This window comes from Gilliamella sp. CG16 (assembly GCF_046635785.1).
In the GTDB taxonomy this organism is placed as follows: Bacteria; Pseudomonadota; Gammaproteobacteria; order Enterobacterales; family Orbaceae; genus Gilliamella; species Gilliamella apicola_I.
This window is the reverse complement of the sequence record NZ_JBIDFL010000002.1, coordinates 354,975-373,980: the sequence shown is the minus strand read 5'-3', so window position 1 is coordinate 373,980 and position 19,006 is coordinate 354,975. Positions and strand designations below refer to the sequence as shown.

7 protein-coding genes, 1 tRNA gene and 1 pseudogene are annotated in these 19,006 nt (G+C 35.9%); 6 read left to right on the top strand and 3 right to left on the bottom strand.

All coding sequences use genetic code 11. The features are described 5' to 3' along the window. The 5 genes and pseudogenes from ACGH47_RS04140 to pflA all read left to right on the top strand — a co-directional run. A pseudogene (locus ACGH47_RS04140) lies at positions 1-942 on the top strand (hypothetical protein); the annotation flags it as partial. Beyond that, the gene (locus tag ACGH47_RS04135) at positions 942-10,826 is read left to right on the top strand and encodes an SdrD B-like domain-containing protein (protein ID WP_411622826.1); all 9,885 of its coding nucleotides are present in this window, start codon (positions 942-944) and stop codon (positions 10,824-10,826) included. The pseudogene ACGH47_RS04140 and the gene ACGH47_RS04135, both read left to right, overlap by 1 nt. 418 nt (positions 10,827-11,244) lie before the next feature. Further along, on the top strand, positions 11,245-12,093 hold the full coding sequence (focA, locus tag ACGH47_RS04130; RefSeq protein WP_257006728.1) for a formate transporter FocA: 849 nt from the start codon (positions 11,245-11,247) through the stop codon (positions 12,091-12,093). Positions 12,094-12,162: 69 nt separating this feature from the next. Next, positions 12,163-14,445 (top strand): formate C-acetyltransferase, encoded by a 2,283-nt coding sequence (pflB, locus tag ACGH47_RS04125; protein WP_220215723.1) that lies wholly within the window; start codon positions 12,163-12,165, stop codon positions 14,443-14,445. Positions 14,446-14,683: 238 nt separating this feature from the next. Next, the gene (gene pflA / locus ACGH47_RS04120) at positions 14,684-15,466 is read left to right on the top strand and encodes a pyruvate formate lyase 1-activating protein (protein WP_218837373.1); all 783 of its coding nucleotides are present in this window, start codon (positions 14,684-14,686) and stop codon (positions 15,464-15,466) included. A 62-nt stretch (positions 15,467-15,528) separates the two neighbouring features. Here pflA and rarD read toward each other — a convergent pair whose 3' ends face one another. Both rarD and serS read right to left on the bottom strand, forming a co-directional pair. Further along, on the bottom strand, positions 15,529-16,425 hold the full coding sequence (rarD, locus tag ACGH47_RS04115) for an EamA family transporter RarD (RefSeq protein ID WP_411622825.1): 897 nt from the start codon (positions 16,423-16,425) through the stop codon (positions 15,529-15,531). Positions 16,426-16,493: 68 nt separating this feature from the next. Then, the gene (gene serS, locus ACGH47_RS04110) at positions 16,494-17,786 is read right to left on the bottom strand and encodes a serine--tRNA ligase (RefSeq protein ID WP_411622824.1); all 1,293 of its coding nucleotides are present in this window, start codon (positions 17,784-17,786) and stop codon (positions 16,494-16,496) included. A gap of 595 nt (positions 17,787-18,381) precedes the next feature. On the opposite strand from serS, the gene ACGH47_RS04105 reads away from it, so the two are divergent. Beyond that, the gene (locus ACGH47_RS04105; RefSeq protein WP_065559043.1) at positions 18,382-18,642 is read left to right on the top strand and encodes a DUF4190 domain-containing protein; all 261 of its coding nucleotides are present in this window, start codon (positions 18,382-18,384) and stop codon (positions 18,640-18,642) included. A gap of 260 nt (positions 18,643-18,902) precedes the next feature. On the opposite strand, the gene ACGH47_RS04100 is transcribed toward ACGH47_RS04105, so the two are convergent. Next, positions 18,903-18,979, bottom strand: a tRNA-Arg gene (locus ACGH47_RS04100). Positions 18,980-19,006 lie beyond the last annotated feature (27 nt).

Here is a 19,006-nt window from a genome sequence, read left to right as displayed (position 1 = left end):
AGTCAAATGGAATTATATTCCGAGCGACAATTTAAAACCAACCGCATAGACCACACGACATCGGATGTTTATGGGGTAAGTTATAAACCGACAGAAGCCCAATTTATAGAGGGGTCTTACTCGATAGGTCGTGTGAGCAACCGTCACCGCAATCACACCAGTTTAACCGGAAATGATGAAACTCGTCGGGATATTTATGCCGCTGGTTATGGTTATAAAAATGATTTATTTCAAATACGCAATCGTCTGGAATATCGGATAGATGAAGGTAGTGAACGCATAAGACAATGGGTGACCACTAACCGGGCAAAAACGGTGGTTAATGAAAACTTAAGTTGGCTTGGACAATTTGATTTTGCCAAAACGTTTGGTAATCAAGATGATTCAAGTGATGTAGTAAGTAATTACACGGAGTCAATGATCGGTTTTGCCTACCGACCCCAAGTAATCAATAATCTGAACCTTTTTGGCAAAATGACCTATGTGTATGGATTAGACCCGGATGACCAGTTGATAGTGAACTCAACATCATCAGGTAGTAAACGTTATACGTCGAGTTTGTATGACCAAAAGAGCTGGGTATGGTCATTAGAAGGTGTTTACGAATGGAATGCAAACTGGGAAACGGCGTTTAAAGCAGCACAAAGACAGGGGCATTTACGTTATAAAGGTGAAAGCGATTGGTATTCATCAGGCGCTGATTTATATGCACTAAGGATTAATTATAAGACGGGTGACTGGGAATATCAGGTTGAGGGGCGAACGCTACGTACAGATCTGGCAGATGACCATAAAGACGGTTTAGTGACCAGTGTTTACCGTAATGTTGGCGACAACATCAAGATGGGTGTGGGTTACAACTTCACGGATTATAACGACAACTTAACACGCTTGAACTACCGTTCACATGGTTGGTTTGTCAATGTAGTGGGGAGTTTCTAATGAACAGTTGGCAAAAAGTTAACAGTGGTCAAATACGTTTACCCGTGCAAATAAAATCAGACCTAAAAGCTGAAAATCGAAAAGAAGAGAATTTACGCATATCAGGAGAGAAGATAATGCGAATTAAGTGTAATGCAACAGCGAAAATGAATGCTAAAAAAAGATCTTGGGTTGATGTTTTTAGTTACAAAGCGATATTACAATGTCTAAAATGGATGTTGCTTTCCGCCTTTATGTCGTTAACAATTGTATCGGTAGCTAATGCAATTCCAATAGCGGGAAGGGTATTTTTAGACTACGATGATACCGCAAAAAATGTAACCTTTCCGTTACAAGGCTTATCCGTGACATTAAAAGATGATCAAGGTATTTTAATATCAAATGAACAAACAAACGATAATGGCCAGTATAACTTTGAAGTTAACACTTTAGGAAATTATATCGTTGAAATAGCAACCAATAATGGGGAAAGCGTTTCTAAAAATGTAACTGTTAGAGGAGCAACAGGTGAATTAGGTCAAAACCTCTTTTTAAAAGGAAAAGGGGGAACTATTCATCTAAAAGTTAAAAATGGTACAGATGCAGGTATTAACAACATTCCTGTAAAAATGAGAACTCAATCAACGGTTGGGATGGTAACCAATACGGATAATAATATCGTATTAAAAACAGATAGTAATGGCGAAATAGAGATAAAAAATACATTATTACAGGTTAAATATGAGGCTTTTTTTGATAAAGACGTTGATCTCTTTTTAAAAACTCGAAATTATAAATTATGGGATGTCATACTACCAGATAATAGTCATCAATATGCTGAACTTATTTCTTTTAAGATGGAAGGTTCAGATCAAAGTGGGCAATTTAATCTTAAACATCGTAATACCAATTCTGTTGATGGTGTTGTTGTGGTTGATAGAAATAACAACAATACCTATGAAGCAGATATTGATACTGGTCTACAAAATATGAGGGTCGAGTTGTATTATTCCGGTACAACAACCAAAGTAATGGGAACCGATACCGTTATTACAGGTGGTGATGGTAAATACAGCTTTAGTGATCTCGCTGTTGCAACTTATGATATTCAGGTAACAAATGTCACTTCTCCACCTTTTACTACTGATAGTAAAAACAGGGCAAAAGCACAATTAACAATACCTGACTCAACTGGGGTGCCTAGTGGTCCTAATTTCTTGTTTCAATTAGATCCTAACGATACATCTTTATCCAGTATATCTGGAAATGTGTTTGTACTAGGACCTCAGCAATATATTATAGCAGGTCCGGATTCAGGTAAAACGGGCAATAATATTCCGCTTGCGGCTCAAGGTAGTACAGGACTTAATACCACTGTCGAACTTTACCAACATAATGGAACCGATTGGGAAAAAATTGCTTATCAATTTACCGGTAATTTGGGCGCCTATCAATTTGTCGGATTAGTAAAAGACAAAGATTATAAAGTTGTTGTCACAGAGTCAAATATAAATTTAAATAATACTGTTTTTGTCAATGACACAGACGGTAAGTCAACCAGTACCTCCTCTAAATCAAGAAGTACGCATAAAGGAAAAGTCACATTAAGTAATGGTACACAAGCTAACATTGCTGCTAAAGAGATTATCGTACCCAAACTTAACGAGAGAAAAACCAACCAAAACTTTTGGTATTCACCAATACGTAAAGATTTAGGTAATTTATTAGTCGTCAATTATTTGAAAACAGCCAATGGAAATTGGAGCTGGAGTTCAACAATTAATGGGCTTGAAGCAATTACCGCCAGTACTTATACTAAAATAGCCTTTTTTGAAGAAGATGGTGTGACTCAAGCAACCGATTTACAAGGTAATAAATTAGAAGTCAGCTATCAAAAACCGGGTTTTTATGGTGTAAGAGGCTCACAAAATTATCCTATCGATCATGCGGGTTTATTTTATTATTCTGTTGTTGAATATGATAAGGATAATTTGGATTATCCCGAATCATATAATGGCGAATATTCGATTAATGTCACTCCAAATAGAACTTGGGAAGATACCCTTTACTTTACACCAAAAAGACCCAATACGATTTCTGGATATGTGTATTTAAATAATAGCCATCGAGGGGCTTTAGGCACTTATAATCCAAATCAAGATACACCAATTAAACAAAATCGGGTTACTTTGGAGCGTAAAGTATTTGGAAAATGGACAGTTATCACTGAATTTGCGACAGATAACAAGGGTTATTACAATTTCACCAATTTGCCTAATGGAGAGTATCGTGTTACGGCTAAACAGGAGTATGGTGGCGACAGTAATATCAAGGCTGGCGATGTTGATTTCGAAAATAATGATCAGAATAGCGGTTCAAGTATCGATCCTAATGATAATAAAAAAACGATATCAAGCATTGTTGTTAATGCGAGTGGTGGTAACAAATATAACAGGGATACTAACATCTGGTATAAATTGAAAATTAATGAAGATGTTCTTCGTGGTTCAGTACTGTTAGATACATGGTTAGGTGATGGTGAGATACAAACCGGGCAAATGTACAATGCTAATGACTTACCATTAAAGAATGCTATTGTTTTACTTTGTGAAGATGACGGTACCAATGATTGTACTGAAAATGGAAGTAATTTTATTGGGAAAAAACTAACCAATGCCAAGGGTGAATATAGTTTTCAAGGGCAACAAGATGGTATTAATCGAGATGTGACTTATATCGTTAAAGCTATCTATTCAGGTACAACGGCTGTCACAAATACCGCTAAAGAGTTAGCTCCAAGTTATAAAGTACAATTTAAACAACTAGATGTCCCGATGACGAAAAACTTTCTAATGCAAGGAAAAGGACAATTTTCGGGGGCACCGGTTAATGATCTCAATGGCGATATGGACTATGCAGGTGAACAAACACTTGAGAAAGGCGATGGATATTTTGATCTCTATTTCTGGAATGGAAGTAATTATGAAAAATGGAGTGTTATTGGTGATTACTATCGAACGATCAATCTTAAATCATTACCAGAAGGCAAATACCGTATTGTTCATCAAGCAGATAAAACTAAATATTTAGATATTGCCGATAAGGATCCTTCTTCACCTCCTGGTACAGTAAATTTTGAAGTATTAGCTGATGGCACATTAGCAAATATGGATAATAATAATCAATGGTTTATGCAAGCAACGATAGCGCCTTCAGGGCTCACTGAAGCCTTGTCAGGTAATATTTATTTAGACATCACCGGATCAACTGAAAAAAATGAGCAATCGGTTTTATTAACATCAGATGAATTACAACGGTATAACCTTTCAGATTTATCTGTAGAAGGGGTCTTTACACCAAGAATTTATCCTAATTACTATGATAGAACGAAAAGTATCGATTCTATCCTTGCAGATCCTGATTTTGTTGATAACAAAGTAAAACAAAATGGGCGATTTGTTTATAATAAACAAAACTCAACTCGGTATAATAATTTATATCTGACAAGTATGTTATTGCGATTAAATGGATTGGATCATAGTGCTTTCAAATTAGTTGGTAATAGCAGCGCATCTAAAACAGAAAAAACTTATCTTCCAAATGAAATAAAAACAAATTTGGAATATATGCAGGTTTATTTATTACCAAGAGGTGTACCGAATCAATATTGGTTAATTAGAGCCAATAATAATACTGAAATTAGCGGTCAGCTTTATTACGATTATGATGATAATGGTAGTTTTGATGCGTCTAAGGGTGACGTGCCAATCACTGGTGTACGTGTCGAAATTTATCGTAAAGGCAGTAATAAATTATATTCTTATACCAAAACGGACAATAATGGTAAATATCGTTTCAGTCATCTTTTAAATGATAATTACACGATAAAAGTAACGGATACAGGCTTAGATAAACGTTATGAATTGAAAAGTCCTTCTGATACCGTGAACGATGTTCAAATCACTGCATCGACGCCAATTTTATCAGGTGGTGGCTTAGACTTCATTTATAAAAAAGAGGGGGATGCATCGATATCGGGTTATGTCATGATCGATATCAATAATAATGGCCAACCCGATATCAGTTTCAATAGAACGGGTGATGTTCCTGTTTCAAATGTAACTATTAATTTATATAAAGGAAGTGACGCAACAGGTACGCCATTTAGTACGCTTAAAACCAATGAAATTGGCTATTATAGTTTTAGTTTAAGTAAAGATGATTCGAAAGCTAGCCTTTATACCGTTGAAATTGAACCGCCGAGCGGTTATGGCGTGATAGCGAATGCAGATAACAATACGAACAAAACTTTAAATCCGATATCTTTTAATACTAAAGGTGGTAGTCAGAAAGGTAAATACTTCTTATTAGCAGGGAAAACAAATGCTAATCCATCGGCAGGTATAACCAGCACTACCGCAACAAATAGTGGTATTTCGGGCAAAACATTAATTGGTGATCCTGCTGCTGCAACCGGTGAGCCATTAGGTGGGGTATTACTCAGTTTATACGATGCTACGACGAATAAAGAAATGGTTCGCCAGTATAGTGATGCCAATGGAGAATATCATTTTTATAATTTGCCAGATGGTAACTATAAAGTCAGTGTTATTTTAGCCCCACAAAACTATGTTATTGTTGGAAATAGCGAAAACTCAGTGCAACCGATTGATACCATATCAAATATCATTATCAATAATCGAGGTATTGACGGTAAAATATTCTATTATAATCAGGCTAGCTATGATGGTATTCAAGGTAATGTGTATATCGATTTTAACGATTCTAACCAAGATTTGAATCATACAAATCAATTTGCGCATCCACTTGATGGCTCGGTACAGGCAACTGTTGAATTATATTCAGGATTAAATGCCAGTGGACAGCCATTGATGACTCAAAAAACTAACAATGGTCATTATCATTTTGCTAATCTATTATACGGAACGGGTGTTAATTACTCTGTTAAAATCATAATGAATTCGATTAGTGACTATGATTTCAAACAAAGTAAATCAGGAAATCAAGCACAAAATATCGTTATTCCTGTCAGTGGATTACCTTTAGAAGGATCACTTGATAATCATTATCTTGTTTTAGGTAAGCAAAAAATTGGTGGTGATGTCTGGATTGATTTTAATAACAATAAAATCAAAACGGTTGATGAGCTTACTAATGGCGTGAAGGTGAATCTAAATTATAAGGTTCCAGGCTCAAATCAATATAAAACCCTTAAAACAATTGATACGGATAATATTTCTTTAAATGGTAATCCATCGAAAAATGGTCAATATCTTTTCGAAAAGCTACCTATAAATTATTATTATCAAGTAGAAGTCATTACACCAGATGGCGCTAAACTTATTCCTGTATCAGAGATAGCAAATAATAAAAATATCATTGATTTTATGCCGCTAACTAATGATGATTTCAGTAGTAGTACTGGATTTAATTATGACGGTATTATCGCAGGACAATTAACGATTGATGTGGATAATAGTCAAAGTAAAACAGATGTTGATACCAGCTTTGCTGGGGTCAAACTTAATTTGACAAAAGTGCCAAGCCCAAATTCTAATGCGACTAATAATCAAGCAACATTTTCAGTAATAACTGACAGTTCAGGAAATTTTAAATTCGAAAATATGTCACCAGGTCAATGGGTTCTTTCTGCTGATAACTCACAAACAGTGGCAGATTGGAATAATTATGCTTTAAATTATACTTCAATGAATAACAGAACGATTGTTGGGCAGAATAATAGTTTGTCATTAGATATTAACTTAACTGTCAATCAACCTTCAATTGACAATATCAATATCGGTTATCGCGGTAGCAGTAAAATTACAGGTTATGTGGTTATCGACCGAGATAATGATGATCAATATAGTCAAAACGATATGGCATTTGGTCAGTTATCTACACCAATAACCCCAGTAATAACCTTAAATTCAGCAAACAATAAATCGGGCTTCACACCTAAAGATATATCGGTTGACCCATCTACAGGTGCTTTTGAAATAGAAGGATTAAGTCAACATAATTATGAAATTACAAGCACAGTAAATCATAATGATTATAAACTTGTCTTTAGTCCCGGAAATCCAGCAACGCCATCGGCGATAGCAACGTTTGATATTAATGGTCCGAATGACAGTCGGTATGAACTTAATCCAGAAAAACGTACTTTCGGTTATCAAATTAAACGCAACTTATCAGGAACAGTTTATTTGGACGCAAGCGGAAATGGTTCTTATCAAACATTCCATACAAAATTAGAGGGTGCTGTTGTAAAAATTGAAGGTGAATGGAATAACAAAAAAGTGACTTATACCCAAACGGTTGGTGGCGATGGCAACTTCTTATTTAACAATATAACAGAAGGTAAATGGACAGTTTCGGTTTCACATCCAACACGTTCAAGTTTAGTTTATAGCTATTTTGTTGAAAAATCAGTAACTCCAAGTGGGAGCAACACTAATAGTGTTAGTTATCAGGTTGATTCAAATACCGGTCGAGATATCAAACTTGATCTAGGTATGAAAGGTCAAAGCATAATTACAGGTATGGTTGTTCTGGACAACGATGTCGATGAACAATTGTCACAAGGTGATACCGGTATTGCTAATTTAACCATAAACCTAATTGATCCAACTAATGATACTGTTATCTATAAACAAACGAACACTGGCAGTAATGGCTATTTTGAATTTAATGGTTTATCGAGTGGTAATTATCGAATTCGAGTGACGGACCCTACAAACGCTTTAAGTGGTTATGTCATTAGCTTTAGTCCGACAGGTAAGGCATCGACGAATAACGCATTCGATATTGCCCCTGTAGTTGTTTCAGCGGACAACGACCAGAAAATCAGTAATGATTTTGGTTATAAAGGTAATATAGGTATTAGTGGTCATATCTATCAAGATATTATGGGTAATGCGATTCATAATGCTAATTATCCTACGTTATCAGGGGTAGAGGTGAGTGCTATCAATCAAAGTAATAACGCAAAAGTTTCAAGCGTATCACTTGCCGATGGTAGTTATGCAATAAACAATCTAACATCGGGTGTATGGATTGTTAAAATTACAGGCTATCCTCAAGATTGGAATTATAGTTACGTCAATTACGCTGTAAATTATTTATCCATTGATCAGGTCAATCCTGGCGAGTTGAAACTAACCATTTCTGCCACAGATACCGCAGGTAAAACTATCGACTATGGCTTGAAGGGGAGTGCTAAAATTGCCGGGCGAGTGGTTGTCGATATGGATATCAATGATAATGCTAGTTTGAATTACCATGCGGCAGCTATTGATAGACCTTTAAATGGTATTCCTGTTACCCTCAAAAGTAATGGCTTAAGTGGTGCGCCTGAAATCAGAATGACAACGGATAGCAATGGTCATTACCAGTTTGATAATTTAACGGCATATAATCAATATGAAGTGAGTGTTGATGATAGCACCTTATTGCAGTCTGGATATCAAATCAGTTTCAGTCCAGCCATGGTTAATGGTGGAAATGCAAGTAATCATGATATGTTAGTGGTAGCGGGTGTTAATCAACAAGTTGACAATATTGATTATGGTTATAAGAGTCAAAAAGCGTTAAAAGGCAAAATTTATAAAGATTACTCAGGAAAAGGTATACATCAGACATATCATACTACTTTAGCGGGTGTTACCGTTGAAGCAAGGGATGCGAATAATTCTAATATTCTTCTAACCGCTGTGAGTGATGCTAACGGTCAATATGAGATCAATAATATTGCAGAAGGTGAATGGATTATTACTGTTCAACCAGTAGCAAGTTCAGGCTATAGTTATAGCTATGTGGTTAAACCACAAGGTATATCTGCTACTGATGTTCCAAATGGAACAAAACTAGATATGAATGCGGCATCTTCTCCATTAGTCACCAATGTTGATTTTGGTCTGAAAGGTCAAGCAAGCATTAGTGGTCAAGTTGTGATTGATATCGATACCAATGATGGTAACGCAATAACAGCTCAAGATATTGGTATTGATTCACTGTTCCCACATTATACAGTTGAATTATTTGTCGAAAATGATTTGGTTGATAGTGTTGAAGCAATAAGTACAGGCACAAATATTGATGATCTTGGTCAATATAAGTTTGAAAACTTAGTTGCAGGTGTTAACTATAAAGTTAAAGTCTCTATTCAAAATTCTAACTATATAAGTAGTTTCTTACTAACAGATAGTAATATTGCTGCAACAACGAATAAGACTGATAACGAAATGGAGGAAATTTACCAGTTTGCGAGTGCAACCGATCATGCTCAAGGAGTAATTTTTGCTTGGAGTGGTTTAAGTGGTATTAAAGGTAAAGTATTCTTAGATAACAATGATGATGGCGAGTACAATCCTTCAATTGATAGCTCAGTTAATGCGCCGGTCACATTATTATTCGAGAATGTAAACAATCCTGCTATCCACTTTACACACACATTAGCAGCGAGTGATGTTGATTATGAAATTAACAATATTATTCCGGGTAAATGGAAAATTGAAGTTACGGGTATACCAACGACTTTAAGAGCAAGTTTTGATCCGGATGATGCGCATCATGATCGTAATGGCACCGTAAATACCCCTAAAACAGAAAACGTGGCAACATTAGATATTTCGGGGAGTTTAATCGATCAAAACTTTGGTTATATCAATGGAGGATTCATTGAAGGAAGAATTCTTGATGATAATCAGGGCGGAGGGTTAAAAGGTGTTGCTAATTATAATGGCTTAAAAGGTGTGAATGTTTACTTATTAGATAGTGATAAACAACACATCTTAGATAAAAATGGTCAACCGGTTAAGTCAATAAGTGGTGAAAATGGTAAATTTAGTTTCCGTAACCTCATTATTGATACCAATAATAATGGTGCAGTGCGATACTTTGTTAGAGTCCTGTATGGCGAGTATAACGATGGTAGTGTCAATGTTGGTCGTGGTAATCCTTTATTTGATTTGATACCGTCATTTGATCAATATGCAGATAATAACGGTAAAGTAATTGAACATGACTTAATTAATTTAGCTAATCCACCAGCTTCGGTAACGTTCAATGGCGTGGGTGGTGCTCACACTGTGCCTGTCATGTTAAAAGATATGTCAACAACTTTGACACGGTTAGCAAATGAAATGCTATTAGGGTATCGTAATTCGGATGAGGATGTCACGATAATTAAAATGGCACAGAAAGATAATGTCGTTGTAGGTGATATCGTGCCTTACTCAATTCGAATTATCAATAATAGTCCACGTGCTTCAGCTATCAAGATACAAGATATCTTACCGGCAGGCTTTAAGTTTGTTAAAGGTTCAACGCGTCTTGATGGTAAAAAAGTTGCTGATCCTAGTGGCGGAAGAACGGTCACCTCTCAGGTCATCAAATTAAAATCTAACGATGAAGTAACGCTTACTTATATGCTGGTGGTCGGTTCGGGAGTGACTCAAGGCGAATATACCAATACAGCGAAAGCGATAAACTCATTAACCGGACGAGTTGTATCCAATACCTCTCATGCAACAGTAACGGTTACGGCTGATCCATTATTTGATGATGCGCTTATTTTCGGAAAAGTGTATGTGGATAAAAATGGTAACGGTATTCAAGATGAAGGTGAAGAAGGATTAGGGGGGATCAAACTGGTTACGGCTCGGGGTGAAATTATTACAACCGATGCAATTGGTCGTTATCACCTAGTCGGTGTATCAGGTGGTCGTTGGGAAAGAGGAGCCAATTTTGTGATAAAATTGGATACCAGAACATTACCAAAAGGCTATGAAGTGATTGGGCGTAATCCTAAAGTGATTCGAGTATCACCAGGGTTACCTAGCAAAGTTGACTTCTTAGTTTCAGAGGTAAGTAATCCATAACAATTGGATTACGGGCAAAATTTGGATAAGGATATCCAAATTGTAACGTGAAGTTACATTTACATATTTATTTAAGACTTGTTCTATTTTATTTTCCTCCTTTTTCGATATATCAGAAAAAGGATGGAAAATTTTTTTATTTAATCGGAATTTCTTCAGTCGACAGCAATGCAAAAAAAACGTTTATAATTGCTATGAAATAGTTAACTGTCTGTTTTAAAAGCTTATTAAAATTGTTAAACACTTTTTTAAATCAAAACAGAATGTTATTATTTATGTTAATAAATGTAAAAAAATAAAATAAAAATAATGAGTTATAATTTTTTAAATTTTTTTAACTAAAAAATTGATGATTTGACATAAATTAAGAGTATACTATCCGCCTCATAAAACCCTAGTTTTTTTGAGGATGTTAACATTGAGTAATGATAAGCTTGTGGATTCTCTTTCCCCCGCACAAATGACCCAAATCGCTGAAGAGGTCGGTAATTATAAAGTAAATAAGCACCCTAGTAGCACGATTTTATCTGCCATTATTGCAGGTGTCTTTATCTCAATTGCTTTTGTATTCTATATTACCGTGACAACAGGTACTTCAACCGTTGCGTTTGGACTTGCTAAATTAGTCGGTGGTATTTGTTTCTCATTAGGACTTATGCTCGTTGTTTGCTGTGGAGCAGATCTTTTTACTTCAACAGTTTTAACAATTTTGCCGAAAATGACGCATAAAGTCAGTTGGTTTAGAATGATTCGCAATTGGATTTTAGTCTATATTGGTAATTTTATTGGTGCTATACTGTTTGTTGGCGTGATATGGTTCTCAGGTCAATATATGGTAGCCAATGGGATGTGGGGACTAAATGTTCTGCAAACTGCAGATCATAAATTGCATCATACTTTTATTGAAGCTGTTTTTCTTGGTTTATTAGCCAATCTAATGGTGTGCTTGGCGGCTTGGATGAGTTACGCTGGTCGTAGTTTATTAGATAAAATGCTAATCATGATTTTACCGGTAGCAATGTTTGTGGCAAGTGGTTTTGAGCATAGCATTGCTAATATGTTCATGATCCCAATGGGAATTGTGATCAACAATTTTGCTTCTCCGGAATTTTGGCATGCAATAGGTGTATCACCGGATGCATTCAAAGAATTAACCGTTGAGCATTTTGTGTTAAAGAATTTGATTCCTGTAACAATCGGGAATATTTTAGGTGGTTTAGCCGTTGCACTGCCTTATTGGGCATTATATTTACGTAAGCCACATTGATTTTTATGATATTTACCCTTATATATAAAAGAGTAGATAGAAATTTTAGTAAACCTGAGGTGAAAAACTATGAGTAATTTAAACGAAGTACAAGCGGTCGCTTGGAAAGGATTTAAAGATGGTGATTGGCAAAATAATGTCAATGTCCGCGACTTCATTCAAAAAAACTACACACCATATGAGGGTGATGAGTCTTTTTTAGCTGGCGCAACTGATGCGACAACTAAATTATGGGATAAAGTTATGGAAGGCATCAAAATTGAAAATGCTACCCATGCCCCTGTAGATTTTGATACAAGTGTTATTTCGACAATTACTGCTCATGATGCAGGTTACATTGAAAAAGATTTAGAAAAAATTGTTGGCCTACAAACTGAGAAACCATTAAAACGTGCGATTATCCCGTTTGGTGGTATCAAAATGATCGAGAACTCTTGTAAAGCATACAACAGAACACTTGATCCTTTAGTCAAAAAAATCTTTACTGATTATCGTAAAACCCATAACCAAGGTGTTTTCGATATCTATACACCAGATATTCTTCGTTGTCGTAAATCAGGTGTTATCACTGGTCTTCCTGATGCGTATGGACGTGGTCGTATCATTGGGGATTACCGTCGTGTAGCACTTTACGGTATCGACTATTTGATGCAAGACAAATTTGCACAATTCAATTCATTACAAGCGGATTTTGAAAATGGTGTTGATTTAGCCATGACAATGCAACGTCGTGAAGAAATCGCTGAACAACATCGTGCGCTTGGTCAAATTAAAGAAATGGCTGCTAAATATGGTTACGACATTTCTGGACCAGCGAAAACGGCACAAGAAGCTGTTCAATGGACTTACTTCGGTTATTTAGCTGCGGTTAAATCTCAAAACGGTGCCGCTATGTCTTTAGGCCGTACTTCAACATTCTTTGATATTTATTTCCAACGTGATCTTGAAGCTGGATTAATTACTGAAAAAGACGCTCAAGAAATTGTTGACCACTTCGTAATGAAATTACGTATGGTTCGTTTCTTACGTACTCCAGAATATGATGAATTATTCTCTGGTGACCCTATTTGGGCAACAGAATCTATCGCTGGTATGGGTGTTGATGGTCGTACATTAGTTACTAAGACTTCTTTCCGTTTCTTAAACACTTTATATACCATGGGTCCATCACCAGAACCAAATATGACTATTCTTTGGTCTGAACAATTACCAAGTGGATTCAAAGAGTTCGCATCAAAAGTATCGATTGATACGTCATCTTTACAATATGAAAATGATGATTTAATGCGTCCAGACTTTAACAACGACGATTATGCAATCGCATGTTGTGTAAGCCCAATGATTGTTGGTAAACAAATGCAATTCTTTGGTGCGCGTGCAAACCTTGCTAAAACTCTTCTATACGCAATCAATGGTGGTGTGGATGAGAAATTAAAAATGCAAGTTGGCCCGAAAGAAGATCCAATCACTGATGAATATCTTGATTTCGACAAAGTCTTTGCTCGTTTAGATCACTTTATGGATTGGTTAGCAAAACAATATGTGACAGCACTAAACGCAATTCACTATATGCACGATAAATACAGCTATGAAGCATCATTAATGGCTCTTCACGATCGTGATATTATTCGTACTATGGCATGTGGTATTGCTGGTCTTTCTGTTGCTGCTGACTCATTATCTGCAATTAAATATGCAAAAGTAAAAACCATTCGTGATGAAGACGGTCTTGCGGTAGATTTTGAAATCGAAGGTGAATATCCACAATTCGGTAACAATGATCCACGTGTAGATGATATCGCTGTAGATTTAGTTGAACGTTTCATGAAGAAAATTCAAAAACTTAAAACTTATCGTAATGCAATTCCTACACAATCTGTATTAACCATTACTTCAAACGTTGTATATGGTAAGAAAACAGGTAATACGCCAGACGGTCGTCGTGCCGGTGCGCCATTTGGACCAGGTGCTAACCCAATGCACGGACGTGACCAAAAAGGTGCGGTTGCTTCATTAACATCTGTTGCTAAATTGCCATTTGCTTACGCTAAAGACGGTATTTCTTATACTTTCTCTATCGTACCAAATGCATTAGGTAAAGATGATAATGCACGTAAACGTAACTTAGCTGGTTTAATGGATGGTTACTTCCACCACGAAGCATCAGTTGAAGGTGGTCAGCACTTAAATGTTAACGTATTGAATCGTGAAACATTATTAGATGCGATGGAACATCCTGAAAAATATCCACAATTAACCATTCGTGTTTCTGGATATGCAGTGCGTTTCAACTCATTAACTAAAGAACAACAAAAAGACGTCATTACACGTACTTTTACACAATCTATGTAATTTAGTTGATTTTAAATTACGACAAAATAGCGTCCAAAAAGGGCGCTATTTTTTTATAATATTGACTAAATTCATATTCATTATTCGTAAAAGAGTAGTTGTGTTGATATCATTCATTTTTAACCTATATAATTACCTAAATTAAAAAGCGTTTCTGATTAGTGTAATTGGTGAAAGCTAAACCGTATCTGAGTTAAAATAACGTATAAGCAATGTGAGCAACGATTAGAGAAAATTTATGGAACAAAATAACAATATCATTATGACAACAAAACAACCGATTAAAGGTCGTATTCATTCTTTCGAATCTTTTGGTACTGTTGATGGGCCAGGAATTCGCTTCATTGTTTTTTTTCAAGGTTGCTTAATGCGCTGTTTATACTGTCATAATCGTGATACTTGGGATTTGAAAGCAGGACGAGAGGTCACGGTTGATGAACTAATGAAAGAAATTGTTTCTTACAAAAGTTTTATCATGCCTAATGGGGGCGGCGTCACCGCATCGGGTGGTGAAGCAACGTTGCAATCTGAATTTATTACAGAATGGTTTAAGGCTTGTCATGAAGAGGGTATAAGCACCTGTCTGGATACCAACGGTTATGCCAGACAACTTGATCAGACTGTTGATGCGTTAATGGAAGTAACGGATTTAGTGATGCTTGATTTAAAACAGATGAATGATGAAATACATCAAAAACTTGTCGGTGTTTCGAATAAACGGGTACTTGAGTTTGCTAAATATCTTCAAAAAATTAATAAAAAAACATGGATCCGCTATGTCGTTGTGCCAGGCTGGACGGATGATGATAATTCTGCGCATCTACTAGGTCAATTTATTCAAGGAATGGACAATATTGAGCGTGTTGAATTATTGCCTTACCATAAAATGGGGGCTTATAAGTGGGATACGATAGGGGATAAATATCAATTGGAAGGCGTTGAGGCACCTCCAAGAGAAACCTTAGACAGAATCCAAGCGATTATTGAAAGTTATGGTCAGCCGGTCACGTTTAGTAAATAAATTTCACTATATCAAATAAAAGCACATTAAAATGTGCTTTTTTGTTATTTATCGAATGTTATTTACCGAATTCTTTTACGTTTTATCGCTCGTAAAACAAATATACTCCCTTCTAATGCTAATACGCAGACAGACAACCAAATAAGCCCATATGAGATGATATGCTCTGACGATACAGATTCATGCAAAAATATTACCGATACCATAGAAAGCAGAACAGGTTCTACATATCCAAGTAATCCGAATAATCCCATCGGTAGTAATCGTCTTGCAACAAAATACATTGCAAAAGCAATAGCGGTAATGATTCCTAGCATAGGGATAAAAATAGGAAAATGGGTAATGTCATGAATAATCTCATCCCAACTGTAGTTAAGAATAAAATAAAACAAACACCCAATAAAAATAAAAAAGAAGTCCGAAAACGTGCCTGCAATGCCCTCTATTTGTAATTTTCGGCGTGTCATAAAATAAACGGGGTATCCTAGGGCGATGACGGCTGTTTCCCACGAAAATGCGCCTGTATTGACAATTTCAATAGCGACCCCTAATGCCGCAAGCCCCACTGCTATTTTTTGTAAAAAACTGAGCTTTTCTTGATAAAACAGTTGTCCTGAAATAACCATGGTTAACGGTAGTAGAAAATAGCCTAACGAAGCTGACAAGCCATGTCCGTTGATAGGCGCCCAGATAAAGATCATCATCTGGACTGTCAATAATAGTGATGAGCACAATAACCCAATTAAGAGAAGGGGATGTGTTTTTATACGGACAAAAAGTAGATGAATGGCAGACCACTGTTTTTCAATTAAAATTAGAATCACAATCGCAGGAAAAGAAGTCAACAATCGCCAGCAAAAGATATCAATAACTGACAAGGGATGCAATAACACGGGATAATAATAAAGTAAGCCAAAAAGGCATGATGCGAGTATTGACAGGACAACACCTTTTATCATGGTTTCACCTTAATTAATAAAAAAATAGCGCTAATGAATAGCGCTATTATAGGGTTAAAAAACGTTTTTTAGCCTATTACTTCGACACCATTCATGTATGGGACTAAAATGGATGGAACTTTAATGCTTCCATCAGCTTGCTGATAGTTTTCCATAATGGCAACCAATGTACGCCCTACCGCTAATCCAGAACCATTTAAAGTATGGACTAAATAAGTTTTATTGTCTGCTTTGCTACGATAACGAGCTTGCATACGACGTGCTTGGAAATCCCACATATTAGAGCAAGAAGAGATTTCTCGATAAGTGTTTTGAGCAGGAACCCAAACTTCAAGATCATAGGTCTTACAAGAACCAAAGCCCATATCACCGGTACATAGCACAATTTTTCGATAAGGCAGTTCTAATAGCTGCAACACTTTTTCAGCATGAGCAGTAAGCTCTTCTAACGCTTGCATGGATTCTTCTGGTTTCACTATTTGCACTAACTCAACTTTATCAAATTGGTGCATACGAATTAAACCACGTGTGTCTTTACCATAAGATCCTGCTTCAGAACGGAAACAAGGTGTATGAGCGGTCATTTTTAATGGAAGCTCACTTTCATCTAAAATTTCATCACGCACTAAGTTTGTTACCGGAACTTCAGCGGTTGGGATTAATGCATAATTACTGCTTTCTGCTTCTTCATCGAGCGGTTTTGTGTGAAATAGGTCACCTGCAAATTTTGGTAATTGACCTGTTCCAAATAAAGTGGCCTTATTAACTAAATAAGGTACGTAAATTTCAGCATAGCCATGCTGCTCGGTATGAAGGTCTAACATGAATTGAGCGATAGCACGGTGTAAACGCGCAATTTGAGATTTCATCACCACAAATCGAGCCCCAGTGAGTTTTACACCCGCAGCAAAGTCAAGCCCACCAAAACGTTCACCTAAAGCAACATGATCTTGTACTGGAAAATCAAATGTTCTTGGCGTACCAAAACGCGATATTTCAACATTATCATTTTCGTCTTTACCGTCAGGTACAGAATCATCCGGTATATTTGGAATATTTGAAGCAATATCTTTAATTTGATTCAGTAAGATTTCTAGCTCAGCTTTAGCGCTGTTGAGTCTTTCACCAAGCTTATTGACTTCTTCACGTACGGACGTGATATCTTCACCACGAGCTTTAGCTTCACCAATAGCTTTAGAACGTGCATTACGCTCTGCCTGTAAGCTTTCGGTTTCAACTTGTAGTACTTTACGTTTTTCTTCAAGTTGACGAATACTATCAACATCTAATTTAAATCCACGGCGCGCTAATTTAGTAGCGACAAGATCCAATTCATTTCGGAGTAAATTCGGGTCCAACATAAAAAAAGTCCATTATGATTAATTAAAGATATCTATCTACTTTAATGGTTATTTTAATATAGCGACGACCATATTTAAAATAAAAAAGCAGACTGATTATAAATATTTAAAATTTGAGCTTAGTATACTCGATTTATATCGGGATTCAACCAGAGTGGTATACCCGAAGAAATCTAACTGATATTCGTCAATCAATGTAGTTCAATTGGATAAAAGCAATTATTTTATCATTTATTTTTCTTGCTTATACTGCTGAATATTTTATCTCGACTATTATTCATAAAAGAAAAACAAATACAAGTTATTAACAATCATTTTTTGGTAAATTTTATCATCCCGATGTTTCATATTGGTTTTAAATCTATTTTCCTATTTTTATACAGTATTAAATCTTTATCTAAATCATTTAGTTATTGTTATATGTCAATTGCTACTGATATCGATCTTATTCGCATCTATCACGAAAATAATTTGAATAGCGGTGATTTATGATTGATAAAGTGAAATATATCTTATATTGATCTGCTAAAACGATAATCTTATACTTAACTGCTATTTATTTTATTTTTCAAAAGTATCAAGGGGCAAAAGATAAATGGATCAACAACAATATAAAGCAACAAGTGGTTTAGCTATAGCGGGGATGAGTTGCGGAATTTCATCACTGGTTTCTATTTTGGTCATCAATATTTTAAGTATTGTCGTCGCTATTGTCGCTATAGTATTGAGTGCTGTTGCTATGAGTGATATAAAAAATAATAATAAAAGAGGTTTTGGTTTTGCAACAACAGGGATAATTTGTGGAATCATAACGCTTTTATTATGGTGTTCATTTTTCATTTTAGTATTAACTTAGAATGTGCACTTTGACTTCTAATCTTGCTTAAAACACTTTTTAGGGCTTGGGTAGGAATAGATGACATTAGAGGCCTGAGAAACATAAAAAGCGTTGTAGAGCGTTTTATATAAGCATTTTTGGGGTATTGGTAAACATGCTAAAGTGTAGAGCAGAGCAGATGATTAATATATGCGTATAGAATAATTTTTTAGGTGGTTTTACACATTATAACCTTTGATTGATTAGCATAAATCGAAGAATCTTTTGGGATGCTTAAATGGCGCACCCGAAGGGATTCGAACCCCTGACCGCTCGGTTCGAAGCCGAGTGCTCTATCCAGCTGAGCTACGGATGCTTGTAAGTTCGTAAAAATGGTGCATCC